Source organism: Microbulbifer pacificus (assembly GCF_002959965.1).
In the GTDB taxonomy this organism is placed as follows: domain Bacteria; phylum Pseudomonadota; class Gammaproteobacteria; order Pseudomonadales; family Cellvibrionaceae; genus Microbulbifer; species Microbulbifer pacificus_A.
Map to the genome: position 1 here is coordinate 1,120,590 of NZ_PREV01000027.1, position 15,458 is coordinate 1,136,047.

The window sequence follows — 15,458 nt, forward strand, 5'->3', positions numbered from 1 at the left end:
TGTCTGTAAAAGAAATCCCGGGTTGCGCCGGGATTTCTTTTTCGGCGTCGCGGGCGCGACGCCCGATTTTCATCTCAACTTTACTTACAAGTATTTTTCACACAGTTCAATAAATGCCACAACCGCCGGAGAGCGTGAACGTTCGCTCAACTCCATTATGCTCAGTTTGGTCAGCAGGGCAGGGTGCGAAATATCCAGAGTAGATAGTTCCCCGGAACCTATTTCTGCTGAAAAAAAGAACTCCGATGCGATCAACCAGGAATGGGTTCTCAATAGAATGGCTTTAAGCGTTGGATAATCGCTGCACAAGACCGAGGGTACACTCCGCTTGGGATCCCCGGCGTTGAGTATGGCCGCATAAAGCGGATTTGCAGGACTCACCAGCGTCGATGAAATCAAAGGGTAGTGGGCCAGATCCTCAAACCGGATAGCGGTCTTGCTGCGCAATGGGTGTGTGGAACTTGTGATCACCGAGAGGGGTATATCCTTCAGGTGCTGATATCTGACGCCTTCAATACTCTGGTAGCTACCTGATCCGGCAATCAGCAAATCCAGTTCGCGCTGCTGAAGCTTGTACGCCAGTTCTTCTGGGGTGCCTTCACTGATACTGACAATAACGTTGGGATGGGCTTCGACAAACTCCGGCAGCGTGCTGCGCATGACCAGTTCTTTTACCGCCCGCCCAACGCCGATATGTAAGGTTCCCGACTGTACATTACGGTAGAGATCGGCCTCGCGCTGAATATCGTCGATATCCAGCAGGACCTGGTCACAGCGGCGGGCCAGCTGCAGGCAAAACGGGGTTGGGCTCATGCCGCTCTTGGACCGCTCGAATAGCTGTACACCGAGAATTTCTTCCAGGTTGTTCATACTGCGTGTCAGGGCTGGATGCGTCAGATGCAAGGCCTCGGCCGCTCGCAGAATGGTGCCGTGCCGAATGATCGCGCGCAGATGTCGGAGCTGTTTCAGGGTAAGCATGGGTGTGGGCAGGTCCCAAAATAACCGGAGTTAAAAAGTATCCTAAATGTAACTTAAATTTTATACATGGAAAATTTAAGTCACTATAAGTTACATAAGTGGCAGGCTAGTATCCGAACTCGGCTCCAAAACACAATAAATAACGGAGAGAAAACGGATGAACCATCAGTCACTAAAGCCCCTGGCCGCCGCGATTTCCCTTGGAATGATCGCAAGTATTCCCCCAGCTACGACCCTGGCGGCGCCCGTCGTGGAGGAAGTTACGGTTACCGCGACCAAAAGAGCGGAAAGTATTCAGGACGTACCCATTTCCGTATCCGCATTCAGCGGTGATTACCTGGAAAATTCCGGACTCAACGATCTGGAAGACCTGGGCAAGCTCGCGCCGAATTTGGGCGTCACAAAATCCAGCCAGGCGGTAAATCAACGCATCGCGATCCGCGGGGTCGGCACCGTCGGCAATAATGCGATGGATCCCAGCGTTGCGGTGTACATCGACGGCGCGTACGTCTCACGCCCCGGTGCGCTGCTCGGAAATCTGGAAGACATCGACGTGGCCGAGGTGTTGCGTGGCCCCCAGGGCACGCTATTTGGCCGCAATGCCGCCATGGGTGCGCTCAACCTTCGCACCCGGGCGCCGGTCATAGGTGAAGACTCGATCAGGGTCAAAGCCGGTGCCGGGGATTACGGGACGTTCAACTCCAGCGTAATTGCCAATAAAAGCCTGGGCGATAACACCTCCGCCCGGCTTGTGGCGAGTACTTCCGGCAGTGACGGTTATGGAGAAAACCGCTACGACAACAACGAGGGAGTGGGCGCGAATAATGCCAGGAGCCTGAAAACATCTCTGCTGTTCGAACCCGCGGATAACCTGAGCGTACTGCTGCGCGCGGACTACCAGGAACTGTCCGGCGAGGGGCCTGTTATTGAAGTGCTACCGGAGTCGGCGACGCCCGAGCGTCTGGCAACGTTGAATTACCTGGGTGCAGCGCCGGATGTATCGGGTCTGGATCACCGGATCAACCAGCGCCACCAGGACGACATGTCTGACCGGCAGTGGGGCCTGGTGCTGGATACCACTTGGGACGATGCGGTCGCAGGGCATACGCTGCGTTTTTTAACATCGTACCGGGAGTGGCAGAACCGGTCTCTGGAAGATTCGGTGTTCAGGTTGCCCCTAGAAGATCTCGGTCGCGAAACTGCATTTTACAGCGATACCTTTTCGCAGGAGATTCAGCTGATTTCTCCCACCGGGGAACGTTTCGATTATGTCGCTGGCCTGTACTATTTTCAGGAAGATTATGACATCGATCAGACTACCCATCTTGGCTCAGCATTCTGCCCCATGACCGGAGCCATTAATCCGGTGTATGCCGTTATGTGTGCGGCGGGTGCACAAGCTGACGCGACCCCGTCTGAGTTCACCCAGAGTGCGGAATCCCTCGCTGCGTTTGTTCAGGCTACGTATCACATTACCGATCAGCTCGACCTGACACTCGGTGTGCGTTATTCCGACGACGATAAAGAGGGCAGTTTCCTCGTTGACTCCAACAATGCGATCGCATCGGCACTGCTGGCAGCACCAGAAAACCATCAGCTCGCGTTCACGGACAACCAGACGACTTGGATGGCGAACGCGAAGTACTTTGTGACCGGCGACATTATGTCGTATCTCACGGTCTCTACCGGTTACAAATCCGGCGGCCTTAACTCTGTGATGACCACGGAAGCGCTAAATGCTGATCAGCGCCTGTTCGATTCAGAAGACGTGGTGAACTATGAGTTCGGACTGAAAAGCACGCTGCTGAACGGCAGTATGGTGGCCAATGCCAGTATTTACCGCACCGATATCGAAAACTTCCAGGATCGCTCTTTCGATGATCTGAGCTACGTCATTACCAATGCCGGCGAGCTACGTCAGCAGGGACTGGAGCTGGATGTGCAGTACTACCCTCTGGATGCACTTCAGATTCAGTTTGGTTATGCCTATCTGGATTCCGAGTTTCTGGCGTTCGATAACGGCAGCAACCTGCCGGGTGAAAGTGGCGTGCAGGATCTGGCCGGTACACCGAACCGCTACTCGCCGGAGCATCAGGCCAATCTCACTTCCCAGTGGACACAGCCGTTGGAAGAGAACGGCATGGAATGGTTTATTCGTGGAGAGCTCAGCTGGACCGATGATGCCAACGTGGGTGCCACCACCAATAACAATCCGCAGACCATACAGCAGGCCTATGCGTTGGGTAACTTGCGCATCGGTATCAATTCCGCTGGCGAAGACTGGTCGATCAGCGCTTATGTCAAGAACATCGCCGACGAAAAATACTGCGATGGCATGTTTGACCAGCCGAATGGCGGCATCTTCGGAACCATATCCAATAGCGGCACCCTGATTCGTTGTGTGCAGGGCGATCCGCGTACCGTTGGCGTGTCCGGTTCGTATCGCTTCCAGTAAGGGCATTTACGGCGTTGTAACCGCCCAACCTTGCGCGAGCCCGAGTCATTGGGCTCGCTTTTTTCGACGACCGGCATTCTTCTTGGTTAGAGGTCCCACTATGTTTCGCGATAGACCGAAAACGGCGCTTGCCCTGGCGGCGGGCCTAATGAGTACACTTGCGCTGTGCACAGCAGAAACAAACGCGCAAGCGGAGCAGGATAGGGCGTGGCGATTTCGCCAGGTGGCCGCCAACTTCAGCTTCCAGAATGAAGCGGCTCCCATACACTTTCGTCAACTGCAGAATCTGTATCCGAACAGAAAAATTGAAAGTGCGCACGGCGCTCCGTTACCACTATCGAAAGCGCCATTAGAGACAGATCTCATTACTTATCGATACAAGGATAAGGAAAGCACGTTACAGGAGTATCTTACCCGCCGTCGAACTACCGGATTCCTGGTACTTAAGGATGGAAAAATTGCACACGAAAGTTACTTTTACGGCAATTCCGAACGCGCAGCGTCCATCATTTTTTCCGCCTCAAAATCGGTCATCAGCTTGCTGGTCGGAATCGCCTTCGATCAGGGTTTACTGAAAAACGTCGACGATCCGATCACCGATTACCTACCGGAATTGAAAGGTAGTGCCTTTGACGGTGCTAGCATCAAAAATGTTCTGCAGATGACGACTTCCCTGTATATCGAGGGGGCAAATCATGGCGTAAATGAGCCGGGCCGTGATATCCGCAATGCCACGGCGATCAGCCTTGCCTACGGTCAAGGAGATCTGCGTACGCAACCGAAAACTGCCAAGAGAAAGCCTGGGAAAATGCATGGCCAAACCTGGGAATACCTCAACACGAACACTCAGGCACTCACCGTGCTGGTTGAACGGGTAAGCGGATTGACGGTATCCGAGTTCGCCGCCAAACATCTTTGGCGAAGAATTGGCACAGAGCAGCAGGCCTTCTGGCTGACGGATCGCACCGACGACGCACAGGCCATTGAGCACGGCTACATGGGATTTATTGCCAGTCTGCGGGATCTCGGACGCTTGGGAATGATGCTCGCCAACGAGGGGAGATGGGAGGGGCAGCAGGTAGTTTCTTCCCAGTGGCTGAAAGAATCCACGACCAACGACAACCCTGCAGTAACGAGCGTTTCCGGTCACACCATCATGGACTATGGGTACCAGTGGTGGTTACCCCGGGGGGATGCCGGCGAATTTATGGCGGTAGGTATCGGCGGGCAGTTTATATATGGGAACCCCTCACAACAGGTGGTGATTGTACAAACCAGTGCCGATCCTCAGTACAACAGCCTGTCCAAGGAGGAGAGCGTATACCTATATCGTGCCATCGTATCTGCATTGAGTTCGGATACCGCGAAGGGTTAACCCGGTAAAGGGTCGCTTTGCGGCGACGATCACATTCAATTGAACGAGTAGTACAGATGATAAGTTCCAAGCTTAACCGTCGCAGCCTTTTGAAACTGGGATTGGGTACCACCATTTTAGGCACCACTGCTTGCTCCGGTGATTATCAAGCCAATGACCGCTGGAACCGGGGCGATCTTCAGCACCTGATTCCGCTGGTGTCTCACGGGGCTTTCAATATCAAACTCTCTTTTTTCAATTCACGGGACAAGGCCCCGATTCTGAAAGTCGGCAAGCGAACAATTACTGGTTGCCAGCAGGATTCCCTGGGACGTTTCTGGGCATTTCGGGTTGGAGATCTTACACCGAATACGGAATATCAATTGCAACTGGTAGATTCAACCGGAAACAGCCTGTGCGATGCCTGGCCGCTCAAGACGTTCCCAGCTCCGCAGCAAAAGCCGGAGCAGCTGCGAATCATCAGTTATACCTGTGCAGGTGGCCCTGATCTGCCGGTTCTTCCCGGTAATCGTCATGCCTTCAAACCTGTTGTCTACCGTCAGAAACTGTTCGACACCATTATCGAGCAGAAACCCGACATGGTCATTTCCAATGGAGATCACATCTACTGGGACTATCGATCCTGGGTTAAAAACCCGGACAGCGCTATGGCGCGGATGGCAATCGATCTTTTTCTTGGCACCTATGGTAGCTTTGATGAAACCCTGCCGGTTAAAGGAACCAAAAATGAAATCACCCTGCAGGCTATCGCCGATGAGCAAATTGGAAAAGCCTACGGGGTAAGATTCCGTTCCACGCCGGTGTATTTCGTGACGGACGACCACGACTATTTCGACAACGACGATGCCACACCGGAACTGGTGACCTTTCCCCCGAATAACTTTCATCAGGATCTGCGCGATACCCTTCAGGCGCAGTATTTTCCTGAATACATTGTGGAGGAGGAGCTACCTTCAGTATTCCCGGGTTACACCACAGAGAACAGCATCGCGCTATCTACCCACTTTGGTATGGCTCGATTCGGTGATCTCTTCTGCGGCGCACTGTATGACTGCGGTGGCAAACTCAATCTCAATGGTGTCGATGCGGGGCTGATACCACGGATAGTGGAAAACTGGCTGCTGGAAAAGACGTCTATGGAAGATACCCGCCACTTGATACATATTCCGTCTCACCCCATGGGGTGGACTGCAGGCAAATGGAGGGAATGGTATCCGGACCTGATCAAATCGGAAGGCACCCTGCTTGCAGAAGTAAAAGGTGATGGTCGAGGCAACAAGTTTATGTGGCAGCAGGGCTGGTGGTCCCAGCACCAGCGCCTGATCGAGGCGCTGTTTTTGCAGAACATACGCAAACCTCTGGTTGTCTCCGGTGATCTCCATCTGCTTGGGGCAGGGCAGATCAAACACAGCGGCGATCTGGATCTGACATCCAATCCCGTGACGTCTATCCTCAGTGGTCCGGTAGGAGTTGGCGGGCTCGGCTGGCTCAGTAAGGCCCGAGGACTCAGTGCCCAAACACCGCAATCCCTTGTGGTTGACGAGCTACTCGCGCCGCGGGAACGCAATGGATACACCCTGATCGATATGGATCGAAACCGCTGTCGCATCGAGCTGTACCAATGTCCGGAGGGATATGTAGTTCCAGAGGATTTACGGCCAGCGCTCGTCAACGCCTTCAGTGTGTGACGATGTCTAGACATACCGATTCAAAGATCTATAGCAGTTCCGATCAAGGTATTCAGATCCACCACGTGGCTAATTCGCCAGGTCGTGCTGTGAAGTAGTTCCAGGAGGTTTCTGGCCAACAGGCCGGAGGCCTTGCACAGTAAGGGGTCTATCTATATCCAATACCCTTTAGTATTCGACATAGTGTATTTTTGCCATTACAATGGATTCGCTACCGAAAATCCGGACTTCAAGGCGCTCCTATGTCTATCCCAGCACCCGTCCCTCTGTATCCAACCTACGTCGAGCTCAAGGGCTTCAAGCCAATCAATCCGGATCAGACCTTTTTCAATGACTACCCCGAGCTGAAGAAATTTCTGGAATCTGGTGAATCCTGGTGGATGCCACACTGGCTCTGGGGCCAGGAGTTTCTGAGCTATGTGGGCCGCAACAAATCTGAGCATACATTCACACGTTTCCGCAACGAGACGGAACGTTTCCTGTTATGGGTATTTCTGCTCAAGGCGACGCCTATGGATCGTCTGCGCAAGGCAGATATTCTCGAGTATGTGGACTTTTGCTGGCAGCCGCCGGTAAACTGGATTTGCCTGGCAAATCACGAAAAATTCCAGCTGAACAACGGCTGTTTTGTACAGAATCCTGCGTGGGCACCATTTCGGCTCAAACTGGCAAAAAACAGCCAGCCCTCGGATAACGAGGCGGACAAGAAGAAATACCGTCCATCGCAACAGACATTGACCGCGACATTTACCGGCATCATCGCGTTATACAAGTATCTGATGAACGAGGAATACCTATACGGTAACCCCGCGCAGATTGCCAAGACCGATTGTCGGCATTTCATCAAGGATGCTCAGGTCAAGGAGATTCGCCGCCTGACCGAGGCCCAGTGGCAGTATGTGTTCAACGTGGCGCTCAGTATGGCCGGTGAAGACCCCATCCACGAGCGCAGTTTGTTCGTTATTTGTGCACTGAAAACCCTGTTCTTGCGGATCTCGGAGCTGTCCGAGCGCCCAAACTGGACCCCGGTCATGAGCCATTTCTGGCAGGATTCCGACGGCAACTGGTGGCTCAAGGTGTTCGGAAAAGGGCGAAAACTGCGCGATATCACTGTACCCCCCAGCTTTATTCCCTACCTCAAGCGCTATCGCCACTATCGGGGATTGAGCGCCCTGCCCGCCATCGCCGAGAATCACCCTATCGTGGAGAAAATCCGCGGCCAGGGTGGAATGACAGCGCGGCAACTGACCCGGGTAGTGCAGCAGGTTTTCGACCGCGCGTACGACGAGATGCGCCAGGTTGAGGGCGAAGACAATGCGCGCAAGCTGCGCGAAGCCTCCACACACTGGTTGCGACATACCGGCGCCAGTATGGAAGTAGAGCGTGGCCGAGCACTCAAGGATCTTTCTGAAGATCTCGGTCACTCCAGTATGGCAACTACCGATACGGTATACGTGCAGACAGAAAACCGGATTCGTGCACAAAGCGGTAAAGGACGGGGGGTGGAGTAATCCGGGATGGCACTCTGTCCGGGTACAGAATTAATAAAAGGAATCGGTGCCAATTCGGTATTCATTGAAATTCTGTCACGAAAATCGTGAATCTGGCGGTGCGTTCTCTTTGGTGTAGTCAGACCATCGATTAGCATGCGCGGCTCATTTTTCGGGGGGAACCAGAAGATGTCTATCGGACAGAAAATTTACCAACTCATTGAACAGTTCGCGGTTGAGCCGACGTTCTGGAAGCAATTTACCAATGCGTTCCGGGAAGTGCTCGTGGACCAGGGTGCGGCGGATGACCTGGCTCACAAGATGGCGAGTATCGCCTTTGATGCTTTGCGGTTGCATTCCGGCAATGACTATCACCTTGGTATGGTTGAGGTCATCGCTATGCATCCGGAATTTGAGCAGACCATGTACCAGGATATTGCGGCGGCAAGCGCGATGCACAAATACATGACGTTTTGCATGGACCTCAACCACATGCAGTTGGCTGCTGGTTACGCCGAACACTGAATTGTCACCGGGCTGTAAGAGCAAATGCGCTAACGGTGATCCTGCAGATATTGCGGAATGACGGATTCCAGCCAGTAATGCGGCTTCCAAAGGGCGCCGCCGATGAATCCCACATGCCCTCCCCTCTGGCTGATGGCCAGCGTCACCTGCGGGCTTACATCGGATTCCGCGGGAACTGCGGTGGGACAGACAAAGGGATCATCTACGGCGTGTATCAGTAATGTGGGTTTGGCAATATTCCGCAGAAGTGGCCGGCTGGAGGCGCGGGTATAGTAATCGTCTACACCCGTAAAACCATGCAGTGGTGCAGTGAAGTGATCGTCAAAGTGCCGAAAGTTACTGAATATGCGCGGCGAATTCAGCGGCGGCATCTGCTTCGCCAGCACGGGATCGAGGGCCTTGCGGTTGAGGCTTTCCCGCAAGCTGTCCAGCAAATGTTTTTGGTAGACACGTGAAAAGCCTCGGTTCATCCGGCGGCTGGAGAGATGCAGGTCCAGCGGGGCGGATATTGAAACAGCCGCAGTCAACGGGCTGCCCTCCCCGTCTTCACCCAGCCATTTCAGCAGTACGTTGCCGCCGAGGGAATAACCTACGGCCATGAGCGGTGTAGACGGGAAGCGATCGCGCAGTTGCGTGGCGAGCCAGCGGGGATCTCCGCTGTCGCCACTGTGATAGGCGCGGGGCAACAGATTGGGGATGCCGCCACAACCGCGAAAATGCATCACGGCAACCTGAAAATCCTGCGCAAGTAGCGCCTGCATCAGCCCCTGCGCATAAGGCGACTCCACCGACCCCTCCAGGCCGTGCAGAATAAGTACCAATGGCCGGGTCGTATCGTCCACCAACTGCACGGGTGTATGTAGCGCAAGTCGATCGCCATCCGGGGTATCAAGCCACTGGCATTGGGTGTGAATCCAGGGTTCTGGGCGATGGAAACGGGAAAAGATGGTTTGGAGGTGGCAGTTGCCGAGGCCAATGGCCGGTGTGAATGGAGAAATCATGACTGCCGCCGGATAAAACATATCAGAAAAATCAGGCGGCTAGCCTAGCGTTCCGTGGCACTGGGTTCAATCACATATGCTGCTTATGACGCTTCCGGTGCGGTGACCTTTTCATAGAATCGATATTCGCCATTTTTCTGGATCTGGTACACCACATAGGGTTCGAATTCGCCACCGCGATACATACCCGGGCTGCCCTGAGGCATGCCTGGCACTGACAAGCCGATACTGTCTTTGGGCGGATTAGCCAAGAACTGGCGGATCAGGCGCGCGGGCACATGACCCTCAAATACGTACTGATTCCGCCATACACCCGTGTGACAACCCTGCATACTGGCCGGAATTCCCCAGCGCTGTTTAACAGCCGCGGTATCTAAGCCGTTTTCACTACCCACGGAAAAATTGTTCTGCTCCAGATGAGCTATCCACTCCTTGCAGCAAAGGCAGAAGGGTGACTTGTATACCACGATTTCCGCGCTGTGCCCTCCTCCGCTCACCGGCGACTCTACATGTGCGCCGGAGTGACTGCAGGCTGTAACAAGAACACCCAGAAAGAGTGGTGCGAGTGACAAAAAAAACCGTCTGAACATCGTCGCGAGATCAGAGTACTTGAGCGTAATAGATTGCATAGTGATGCTTTTGATCCGTCCAGTATTGTTCGGGAGAAAAGCCGGTATCCCGCAGCAGTGCCTGCAGTCCCGGCAATGTGTACTTATGGCTATTCTCGGTATGGATGGTCTCGCCCTCGGCGAAGCGGAATATTCGGCCAGACACCGAAACCTCCTGCTCTGCCAGGCTCACAAGATGCATTTCCACCCGTTGACGCAGGCTGTGATAAAAGGCCCTGTGGGCGAACGCCCGGGCATCGAAATTTCCCTGCAATTCGCTGTTGATACGGGTCAGCAGGTTTTTGTTGAAGGCTTCCGTAATGTGATTGCTGTCGTGATAGGCGCGCTCCAGAATCACGGAGTCCTTAACCAAGTCTGCGCCCAGCAGCAAACCGTCCCCAGTATTGAGATGTCTTGCAAAGGTGTTCAGCAGGCGGCGGGCCTGCTCCGGGGAAAAATTGCCAATGGTGGAACCGGGGAAAAAGATCACTCTGCGCGTGTCGGATTGCGGTAAGCGCTCCCAGATCTCAGGCTGGGTAAAATCGCCGACCATTGGCACAACGTTGAGATCTGGTAACCGCTGCTCTAAGCGCTGTTGCGCTTCCAGAAGAATTTCCGGGGAAATATCCAGCGGGTAATAGGCATCCGGATACGCCATGGCGGCGAGCAGTGGCTCCGCCTTTTCGCAGTTTCCGGCCCCGGGTTCGATCAAGGCAACATGGTTGCCCACTGCCTCCGCCATTTCCTCCAACGCATATGCAAAGATCGCCGCCTCAGTACGGGTCAGGTAGTAATCGTCAAGTTCGCAGATTGTCTCAAACAGTTTTGAACCGGTTTCGTCGTAAAGATATTTGCACGGAAGCGTCTTCTGTCGGGAAGAAAGTCCAGCGATCACATCGCGCTCGAACTGCCGACGTAAATACTCCTCGGGCGGGACTGCAGTACCGCCTGTATTGATGGCCATATTCACTGAATGTCTCCCGCCAGGCGAATGCCGCTGAACTGCCATGCCTGGTGTGGATAAAAGAAGTTTCGGTAGCCAATACGGATATGGCTGCGCGGTGTTACACAGGAGCCACCGCGCAGCACCATCTGATTACACATAAATTTGCCGTTGTATTCACCCACCGCATCGCGGCTGGCACGATACCCCGGATATGGTCCATAGGCGCTGGATGTCCACTGCCAGAGATTGCCAAGCAGCTGGATATGCCGATCGGGGGACGCATATTCGGCTATTGGCTGGAAATTCCGGTTTTCCAGCAGGTTGGCTTTATCCCGGGCATCCTTTTGGCAATATAGCCAGGCGGCAACTTCCCACTCAAATTCGGTCGGCAGACGCTGCCCGGCCCAGCTCGCATAGGCATCTGCCTCATAAAAACTGACATGGCAAACCGGCACGGTCAGGTCCAGTGGTTGCAGACCGCTCAGGGTAAACTGGAACCATTCGCCGTCGATTTCCCGCCAATACATCGGTGCTTGTGGATGCCCGGGTGTAGCGGCTTGCCGGATATGGTTCCAGCCATCAGACAGCCACAGACGCGGCTCGCGATAGCCACCATCCTGAAGAAACTCAAGGAATTCACCGTTAGTGACCAGGCGTGATGCCATACGAAATGCAGACTGGAATCGCTGGTGGGGCGGGCCTTCGTTATCGAAACTGAAATTGCCGACACTTCCCTCTCCGTCACTACCCAGGGTGTAGTGATCTTCCGGCACCTGTAGCCACTGTATTGGCGGGACATCATCCATATCGTCCGGAAACGGATCCAGATCCTCGCGGTAGGCAGGAAATGCCGGGTTCTGGAAGAATGCATGCTTGATGTCCATCAACAACAATTCTTGGTGTTGCTGCTCGTGGTGGATGCCCAGCGTAAACAAAGCTGCCTGGTCGGCTGTCACATCTTCTTCTATTAGCCACTGCTCGATATGCCGATCGATATGAGCACGGTAGGAAAATATCTGTTCGATGGAGGGGCGCGATAACAGACCGCGATCCGGGCGGGCAAAGGGCTGGCCGAGAGTGTTGTAATAGGAGTTGAAAATATGGTGAAAGCCGCGATTGAACACGGCATAACCGGGCAGCGCGTCGCGCAAGATAAAAGTTTCAAAGAACCAACTTGTATGTGCCAGGTGCCATTTCGTTGGACTGGCATCCGGCATGGATTGCAGCTGCATGTCTTCGGCAGTGAGAGGATCGGTGAGCGCTGCAGTCTCGCGGCGGACCTGTTGAAAATGATCGATCAGCGCGGCGCGCTCATTCAGGGAGAGGTCTCGATTCTCGTTGTCGAACAACTGCTCACTCGTCGCACGGGAGAGGCCCCCTGAACCTGCGTCAGAAATCAGACTCATCTTTTGGTCCGGTCAACTGCAAAATCTGTCTTTGATCATACAACCATTGTGGCGAATTCCTATCGGCACGCCCGCATTGGGGAGGCAATCAACGCCAGGAATTTTTTCTCCAACAGCAAAACAGAAAATTTTGGACAAAAAAAAGGCCGGCAGTGCCGACCTTTTCCTTCCTGTTCCGGTTGTTCCCAACCAGAGTCAGGATTAGAAGCGAACAGTAAAGTCCGCACCATACATGCGTGGCATGAAGCGCCAAGCGGGGCTGGCGCCGATGGCCGCGCCAGTACCACCGTAACCACCGGCGATTTCCTCGTCGGTCACGTTCTGCACCCACAGGGCTGCGGAATAGCGGTCAGAGGCGCTGTTCCAACCGGCGCGCAGGTTCATCAGCTGATAGTCCGGGATCACACGAGCCGGATCGCTGATGGAGCCAACGCGTTCGTCAGTCCAGTTGTAGTCACCGCGTACGGAAACGTCGCCACCAGCGGCCAGTTCCCAGGTGTACTCGGCCATGATGTTGAACTTGTTCTCCGGGGTGCCAACGCGAGGCTGACCTACGCGGGAATGTGTCTCTTCGGTTTCACCGATGGACTCGATGATCTGATAACGGGTGTATTCGGTATCCAGGAAGGAGTAGTTACCGGCAATAAACAGGTTATCAGTCGCCGCCCACTGTACTTCGAACTCCGCACCGCGACCTTCGGCGTCGGCGTTACGCAGATAGTAGTTGGGGATGGGATCGCCAACCAGGTCCAACTGCTGCAAGTTCTTGTAATCGTATGCAAATACGGACGCGTTGAACCGTACGGCATTGTCAAACAAGCTGCTCTTCACACCGATTTCCAGGTTGGTCACGCTCTCCTGGTCGAAAGAAGGATCAATGCCATCTGCTACTGTAAAGCTGTTGAAACCACCGGCTTTGAAACCGTCAGCCAGCGACACGAAGGTCATTACGTCATCGTTCCAGCGGTAGTCCAGCACGACACGGCCAGACAGGTCACTCCAGGAATCACTCAATTTTTCATTGAGATTTGGATTGCCGCTGTTATTGAAGGCAAGGCCAAAACCGAGCGGGGGTAACTGCGCCAGATTGATTGTCATTGGGCCACTTGGCAACATCACTGGGTTGCCATTGGCATCCATCACGTTGATGGCCAAATCGCCGACGGGCAACGCGTTCTGATAGCTGCTGACAATAGAGAAATCTTTTTCATCCGCGGTATAGCGCGCGCCTACGGTCAGATCCATCTTATCGGTCAGGCTCCATGTAGCGTCACCATAGATCGCGGCCGAACGGTAGTCGCCTTTGTTGAATACTGTTTCGTTCCAAGGCGTGTCAGCTGCGACAAATGGGGCAACGCCCATATAGAGAGCACCAAACAGTTGTTGACGCTGGAGTTGGTAATCCGTGGGAAGACCAATCTGGCTGAAGAGCTGATCTTCTACACCACCCGGCGCTACAAATAGGTCATACATGAACTGAGTAACAGCGCCACCCTCTTGGCCAGCCTGCATCATGCTCTGGCGTACCGCAACGGCCAACTCTTCCTGCTGGGTAGTAGGCATTGCGTCAAAGACATCCTGGGGAATACCGAGGATACCCATGGAATCTGATTGCAGACCTTTATAGACGGCAAAGGACTCCAGCGAACCGCCAGTGAAGTAGGCTTCGGTAGTATGCTCGAGCTGCTCGCGCGAATAAGAAGCACCAAGGGTCCACTTCAGCGTGTCAGTAGCGCCATTCAGACGGAATTCCTGAGAAAACTGAGTCTGCTCATCGAAGTTTGCGGAGCCGAACATGTAATCCGGGTTCGCCGTACCATCTTCGTCCTGTTGCAGGTGCGCGTCGAAACCGCGGTATGCAGTAATGGAGGTGAAGGTCACATTCTCGAAGTCGTGGGTAATGGACAGCGAGGTGCCCCAGGAGTCACGGTCCTCGATGGTCGGGGTATCCAGTGCATAATCACCGAATACGTCAGTACCGCCGTCACCCGCCTGCAGGGATGGCACGATGGAGCTACGCAGTGCACTGCCCTGATCCATGATGCCGTAATCCGCACGCCACAGAACTTCAGTGTCCGGAGTGGCTTCCCACAGCAGAGAGGCTCGGTAAGTCTGGGTGTCGATGTTCCCGGTTTCGAAATCGTTTGCCAGGTTGTCGGCGAAGGAGTCGCGACGGTTGGTGGACGCCGTGAAGCGGCCGTAAACCGTGTCGCTCAACTGGCGGTTCACCAACAGATCGGAAGACTGGCGACCGTAATTACCGGCCGTCAGATTCAGTTCGGTGGTGTCATCGGCTTGTGGCTTCTGAGAAATGATATGGATGGCACCGCCGGTGGCGTTGCGGCCAAACAAGGTGCCCTGCGGGCCTTTCAGCACTTCAACACGTTCAATATCCGCGAGCGGAATCTCGGCACCGGCGCCGCGACCGGTGTACACACCGTCAACGTATACCGCAACCGCAGGGTCGGAGCCCACGGTGAAGTCACCGGTTTCAATACCACGTACGCTGTAGGTAGGCTGCAGCGGGGTGTCGTTGTTCATTTCCACACCCGGGGTGAATTTACCCAGGTCTGTGAGGTTCTTTACACCCATCGCTTTCATACTGTCGCCAGTGAAAGCGGAAATGGCAATCGGAACGTCCTGCAGGTTTTCCGCGCGCTTCTGCGCGGTTACCACTACTTCTTCAATCTCAGCAGCGGATGCAGCGCCACTCAGCGCTGTAGTTACAGCGATCGCAGCAGAGAGAGTGGACAGAGTGAAAAACCGGTTTTTACCGGACTGATCGGCGTCGTACATCATCGCGTCCTCGCGTTCTAGTTATATGAAAAGCGTGATGGAAAATGGTCGTTATTGATAGTTATGTTGGGCCATCTTACGGGTAGAGCTGTTCCAAGGAAAGCTTGTTGTGACTTTTTTCTAGTGACTGGTCAGTTCTAAGGTCTATTGTAAATGATTTTTGCGTCAACGTGGCGTAAAACTGATTCTA

Annotated in this window: 11 protein-coding genes; 5 read left to right on the forward strand and 6 right to left on the reverse strand. The window is 54.1% G+C overall.

Features of this window, described 5'->3' with window-relative positions; genetic code table 11:
* Nucleotides 1-84: 84 nt before the first annotated feature.
* Nucleotides 85-978: a LysR family transcriptional regulator gene (locus C3938_RS15490; RefSeq protein ID WP_105104126.1), complete on the reverse strand. Its 894-nt coding sequence runs from the start codon at nt 976-978 to the stop codon at nt 85-87.
* A gap of 157 nt (nt 979-1,135) precedes the next feature.
* On the opposite strand from C3938_RS15490, the gene C3938_RS15495 reads away from it, so the two are divergent.
* The 5 genes from C3938_RS15495 (at nt 1,136) to C3938_RS15515 (ending at nt 8,511) form a co-directional block, all read left to right on the forward strand.
* The gene (locus C3938_RS15495; RefSeq protein ID WP_105104127.1) at nt 1,136-3,433 is read left to right on the forward strand and encodes a TonB-dependent receptor; all 2,298 of its coding nucleotides are present in this window, start codon (nt 1,136-1,138) and stop codon (nt 3,431-3,433) included.
* Nucleotides 3,434-3,581: 148 nt separating this feature from the next.
* On the forward strand, nt 3,582-4,808 hold the full coding sequence (locus C3938_RS15500; protein WP_158681728.1) for a serine hydrolase domain-containing protein: 1,227 nt from the start codon (nt 3,582-3,584) through the stop codon (nt 4,806-4,808).
* Nucleotides 4,809-4,864: 56 nt separating this feature from the next.
* The gene (locus C3938_RS15505) at nt 4,865-6,496 is read left to right on the forward strand and encodes a hypothetical protein (protein ID WP_158681729.1); all 1,632 of its coding nucleotides are present in this window, start codon (nt 4,865-4,867) and stop codon (nt 6,494-6,496) included.
* A 242-nt stretch (nt 6,497-6,738) separates the two neighbouring features.
* Nucleotides 6,739-8,007 (forward strand): tyrosine-type recombinase/integrase, encoded by a 1,269-nt coding sequence (locus C3938_RS15510; protein WP_105104130.1) that lies wholly within the window; start codon nt 6,739-6,741, stop codon nt 8,005-8,007.
* 168 nt (nt 8,008-8,175) lie between these two features.
* A complete protein-coding gene (locus tag C3938_RS15515; protein ID WP_158681730.1) occupies nt 8,176-8,511 on the forward strand; it encodes a hypothetical protein in 336 nt (111 codons plus the stop codon).
* 29 nt (nt 8,512-8,540) lie between these two features.
* Here C3938_RS15515 and C3938_RS15520 read toward each other — a convergent pair whose 3' ends face one another.
* The 5 genes from C3938_RS15520 to C3938_RS15540 all read right to left on the reverse strand — a co-directional run bounded on the left by C3938_RS15520 (nt 8,541) and on the right by C3938_RS15540 (nt 15,271).
* Complete coding sequence (locus tag C3938_RS15520) at nt 8,541-9,512, reverse strand: hydrolase (RefSeq protein ID WP_105104566.1); 972 nt, start codon at nt 9,510-9,512, stop codon at nt 8,541-8,543.
* An 83-nt stretch (nt 9,513-9,595) separates the two neighbouring features.
* Nucleotides 9,596-9,844: a DUF411 domain-containing protein gene (locus C3938_RS18345; protein WP_233998947.1), complete on the reverse strand. Its 249-nt coding sequence runs from the start codon at nt 9,842-9,844 to the stop codon at nt 9,596-9,598.
* Between the two features lie 268 nt (nt 9,845-10,112).
* Nucleotides 10,113-11,084, reverse strand: a complete 972-nt coding sequence (egtD, locus tag C3938_RS15530; RefSeq protein WP_105104133.1) for an L-histidine N(alpha)-methyltransferase — start codon at nt 11,082-11,084, stop codon at nt 10,113-10,115.
* A gap of 2 nt (nt 11,085-11,086) precedes the next feature.
* A complete protein-coding gene (gene egtB, locus C3938_RS15535) occupies nt 11,087-12,472 on the reverse strand; it encodes an ergothioneine biosynthesis protein EgtB (protein WP_105104134.1) in 1,386 nt (461 codons plus the stop codon).
* Between the two features lie 201 nt (nt 12,473-12,673).
* The gene (locus C3938_RS15540; protein WP_233998948.1) at nt 12,674-15,271 is read right to left on the reverse strand and encodes a TonB-dependent receptor; all 2,598 of its coding nucleotides are present in this window, start codon (nt 15,269-15,271) and stop codon (nt 12,674-12,676) included.
* Nucleotides 15,272-15,458: the final 187 nt, after the last annotated feature.

What these genes read in the sequence shown, in the direction of transcription:
- C3938_RS15515 (WP_158681730.1), top strand. Translation starts at nt 8,176, where the DNA reads ATGTCTATCGGACAGAAAATTTACCAACTCATTGAACAGTTCGCGGTT.
- C3938_RS15540 (WP_233998948.1), bottom strand. Translation starts at nt 15,271, where the DNA reads ATGATGTACGACGCCGATCAGTCCGGTAAAAACCGGTTTTTCACTCTG.
- C3938_RS15505 (WP_158681729.1), top strand. Translation starts at nt 4,865, where the DNA reads ATGATAAGTTCCAAGCTTAACCGTCGCAGCCTTTTGAAACTGGGATTG.
- C3938_RS15500 (WP_158681728.1), top strand. Translation starts at nt 3,582, where the DNA reads ATGAGTACACTTGCGCTGTGCACAGCAGAAACAAACGCGCAAGCGGAG.
- C3938_RS18345 (WP_233998947.1), bottom strand. Translation starts at nt 9,844, where the DNA reads ATGCAGGGTTGTCACACGGGTGTATGGCGGAATCAGTACGTATTTGAG.
- egtB (WP_105104134.1), bottom strand. Translation starts at nt 12,472, where the DNA reads ATGAGTCTGATTTCTGACGCAGGTTCAGGGGGCCTCTCCCGTGCGACG.
- C3938_RS15490 (WP_105104126.1), bottom strand. Translation starts at nt 978, where the DNA reads ATGCTTACCCTGAAACAGCTCCGACATCTGCGCGCGATCATTCGGCAC.
- C3938_RS15510 (WP_105104130.1), top strand. Translation starts at nt 6,739, where the DNA reads ATGTCTATCCCAGCACCCGTCCCTCTGTATCCAACCTACGTCGAGCTC.
- egtD (WP_105104133.1), bottom strand. Translation starts at nt 11,084, where the DNA reads ATGGCCATCAATACAGGCGGTACTGCAGTCCCGCCCGAGGAGTATTTA.
- C3938_RS15495 (WP_105104127.1), top strand. Translation starts at nt 1,136, where the DNA reads ATGAACCATCAGTCACTAAAGCCCCTGGCCGCCGCGATTTCCCTTGGA.
- C3938_RS15520 (WP_105104566.1), bottom strand. Translation starts at nt 9,512, where the DNA reads ATGATTTCTCCATTCACACCGGCCATTGGCCTCGGCAACTGCCACCTC.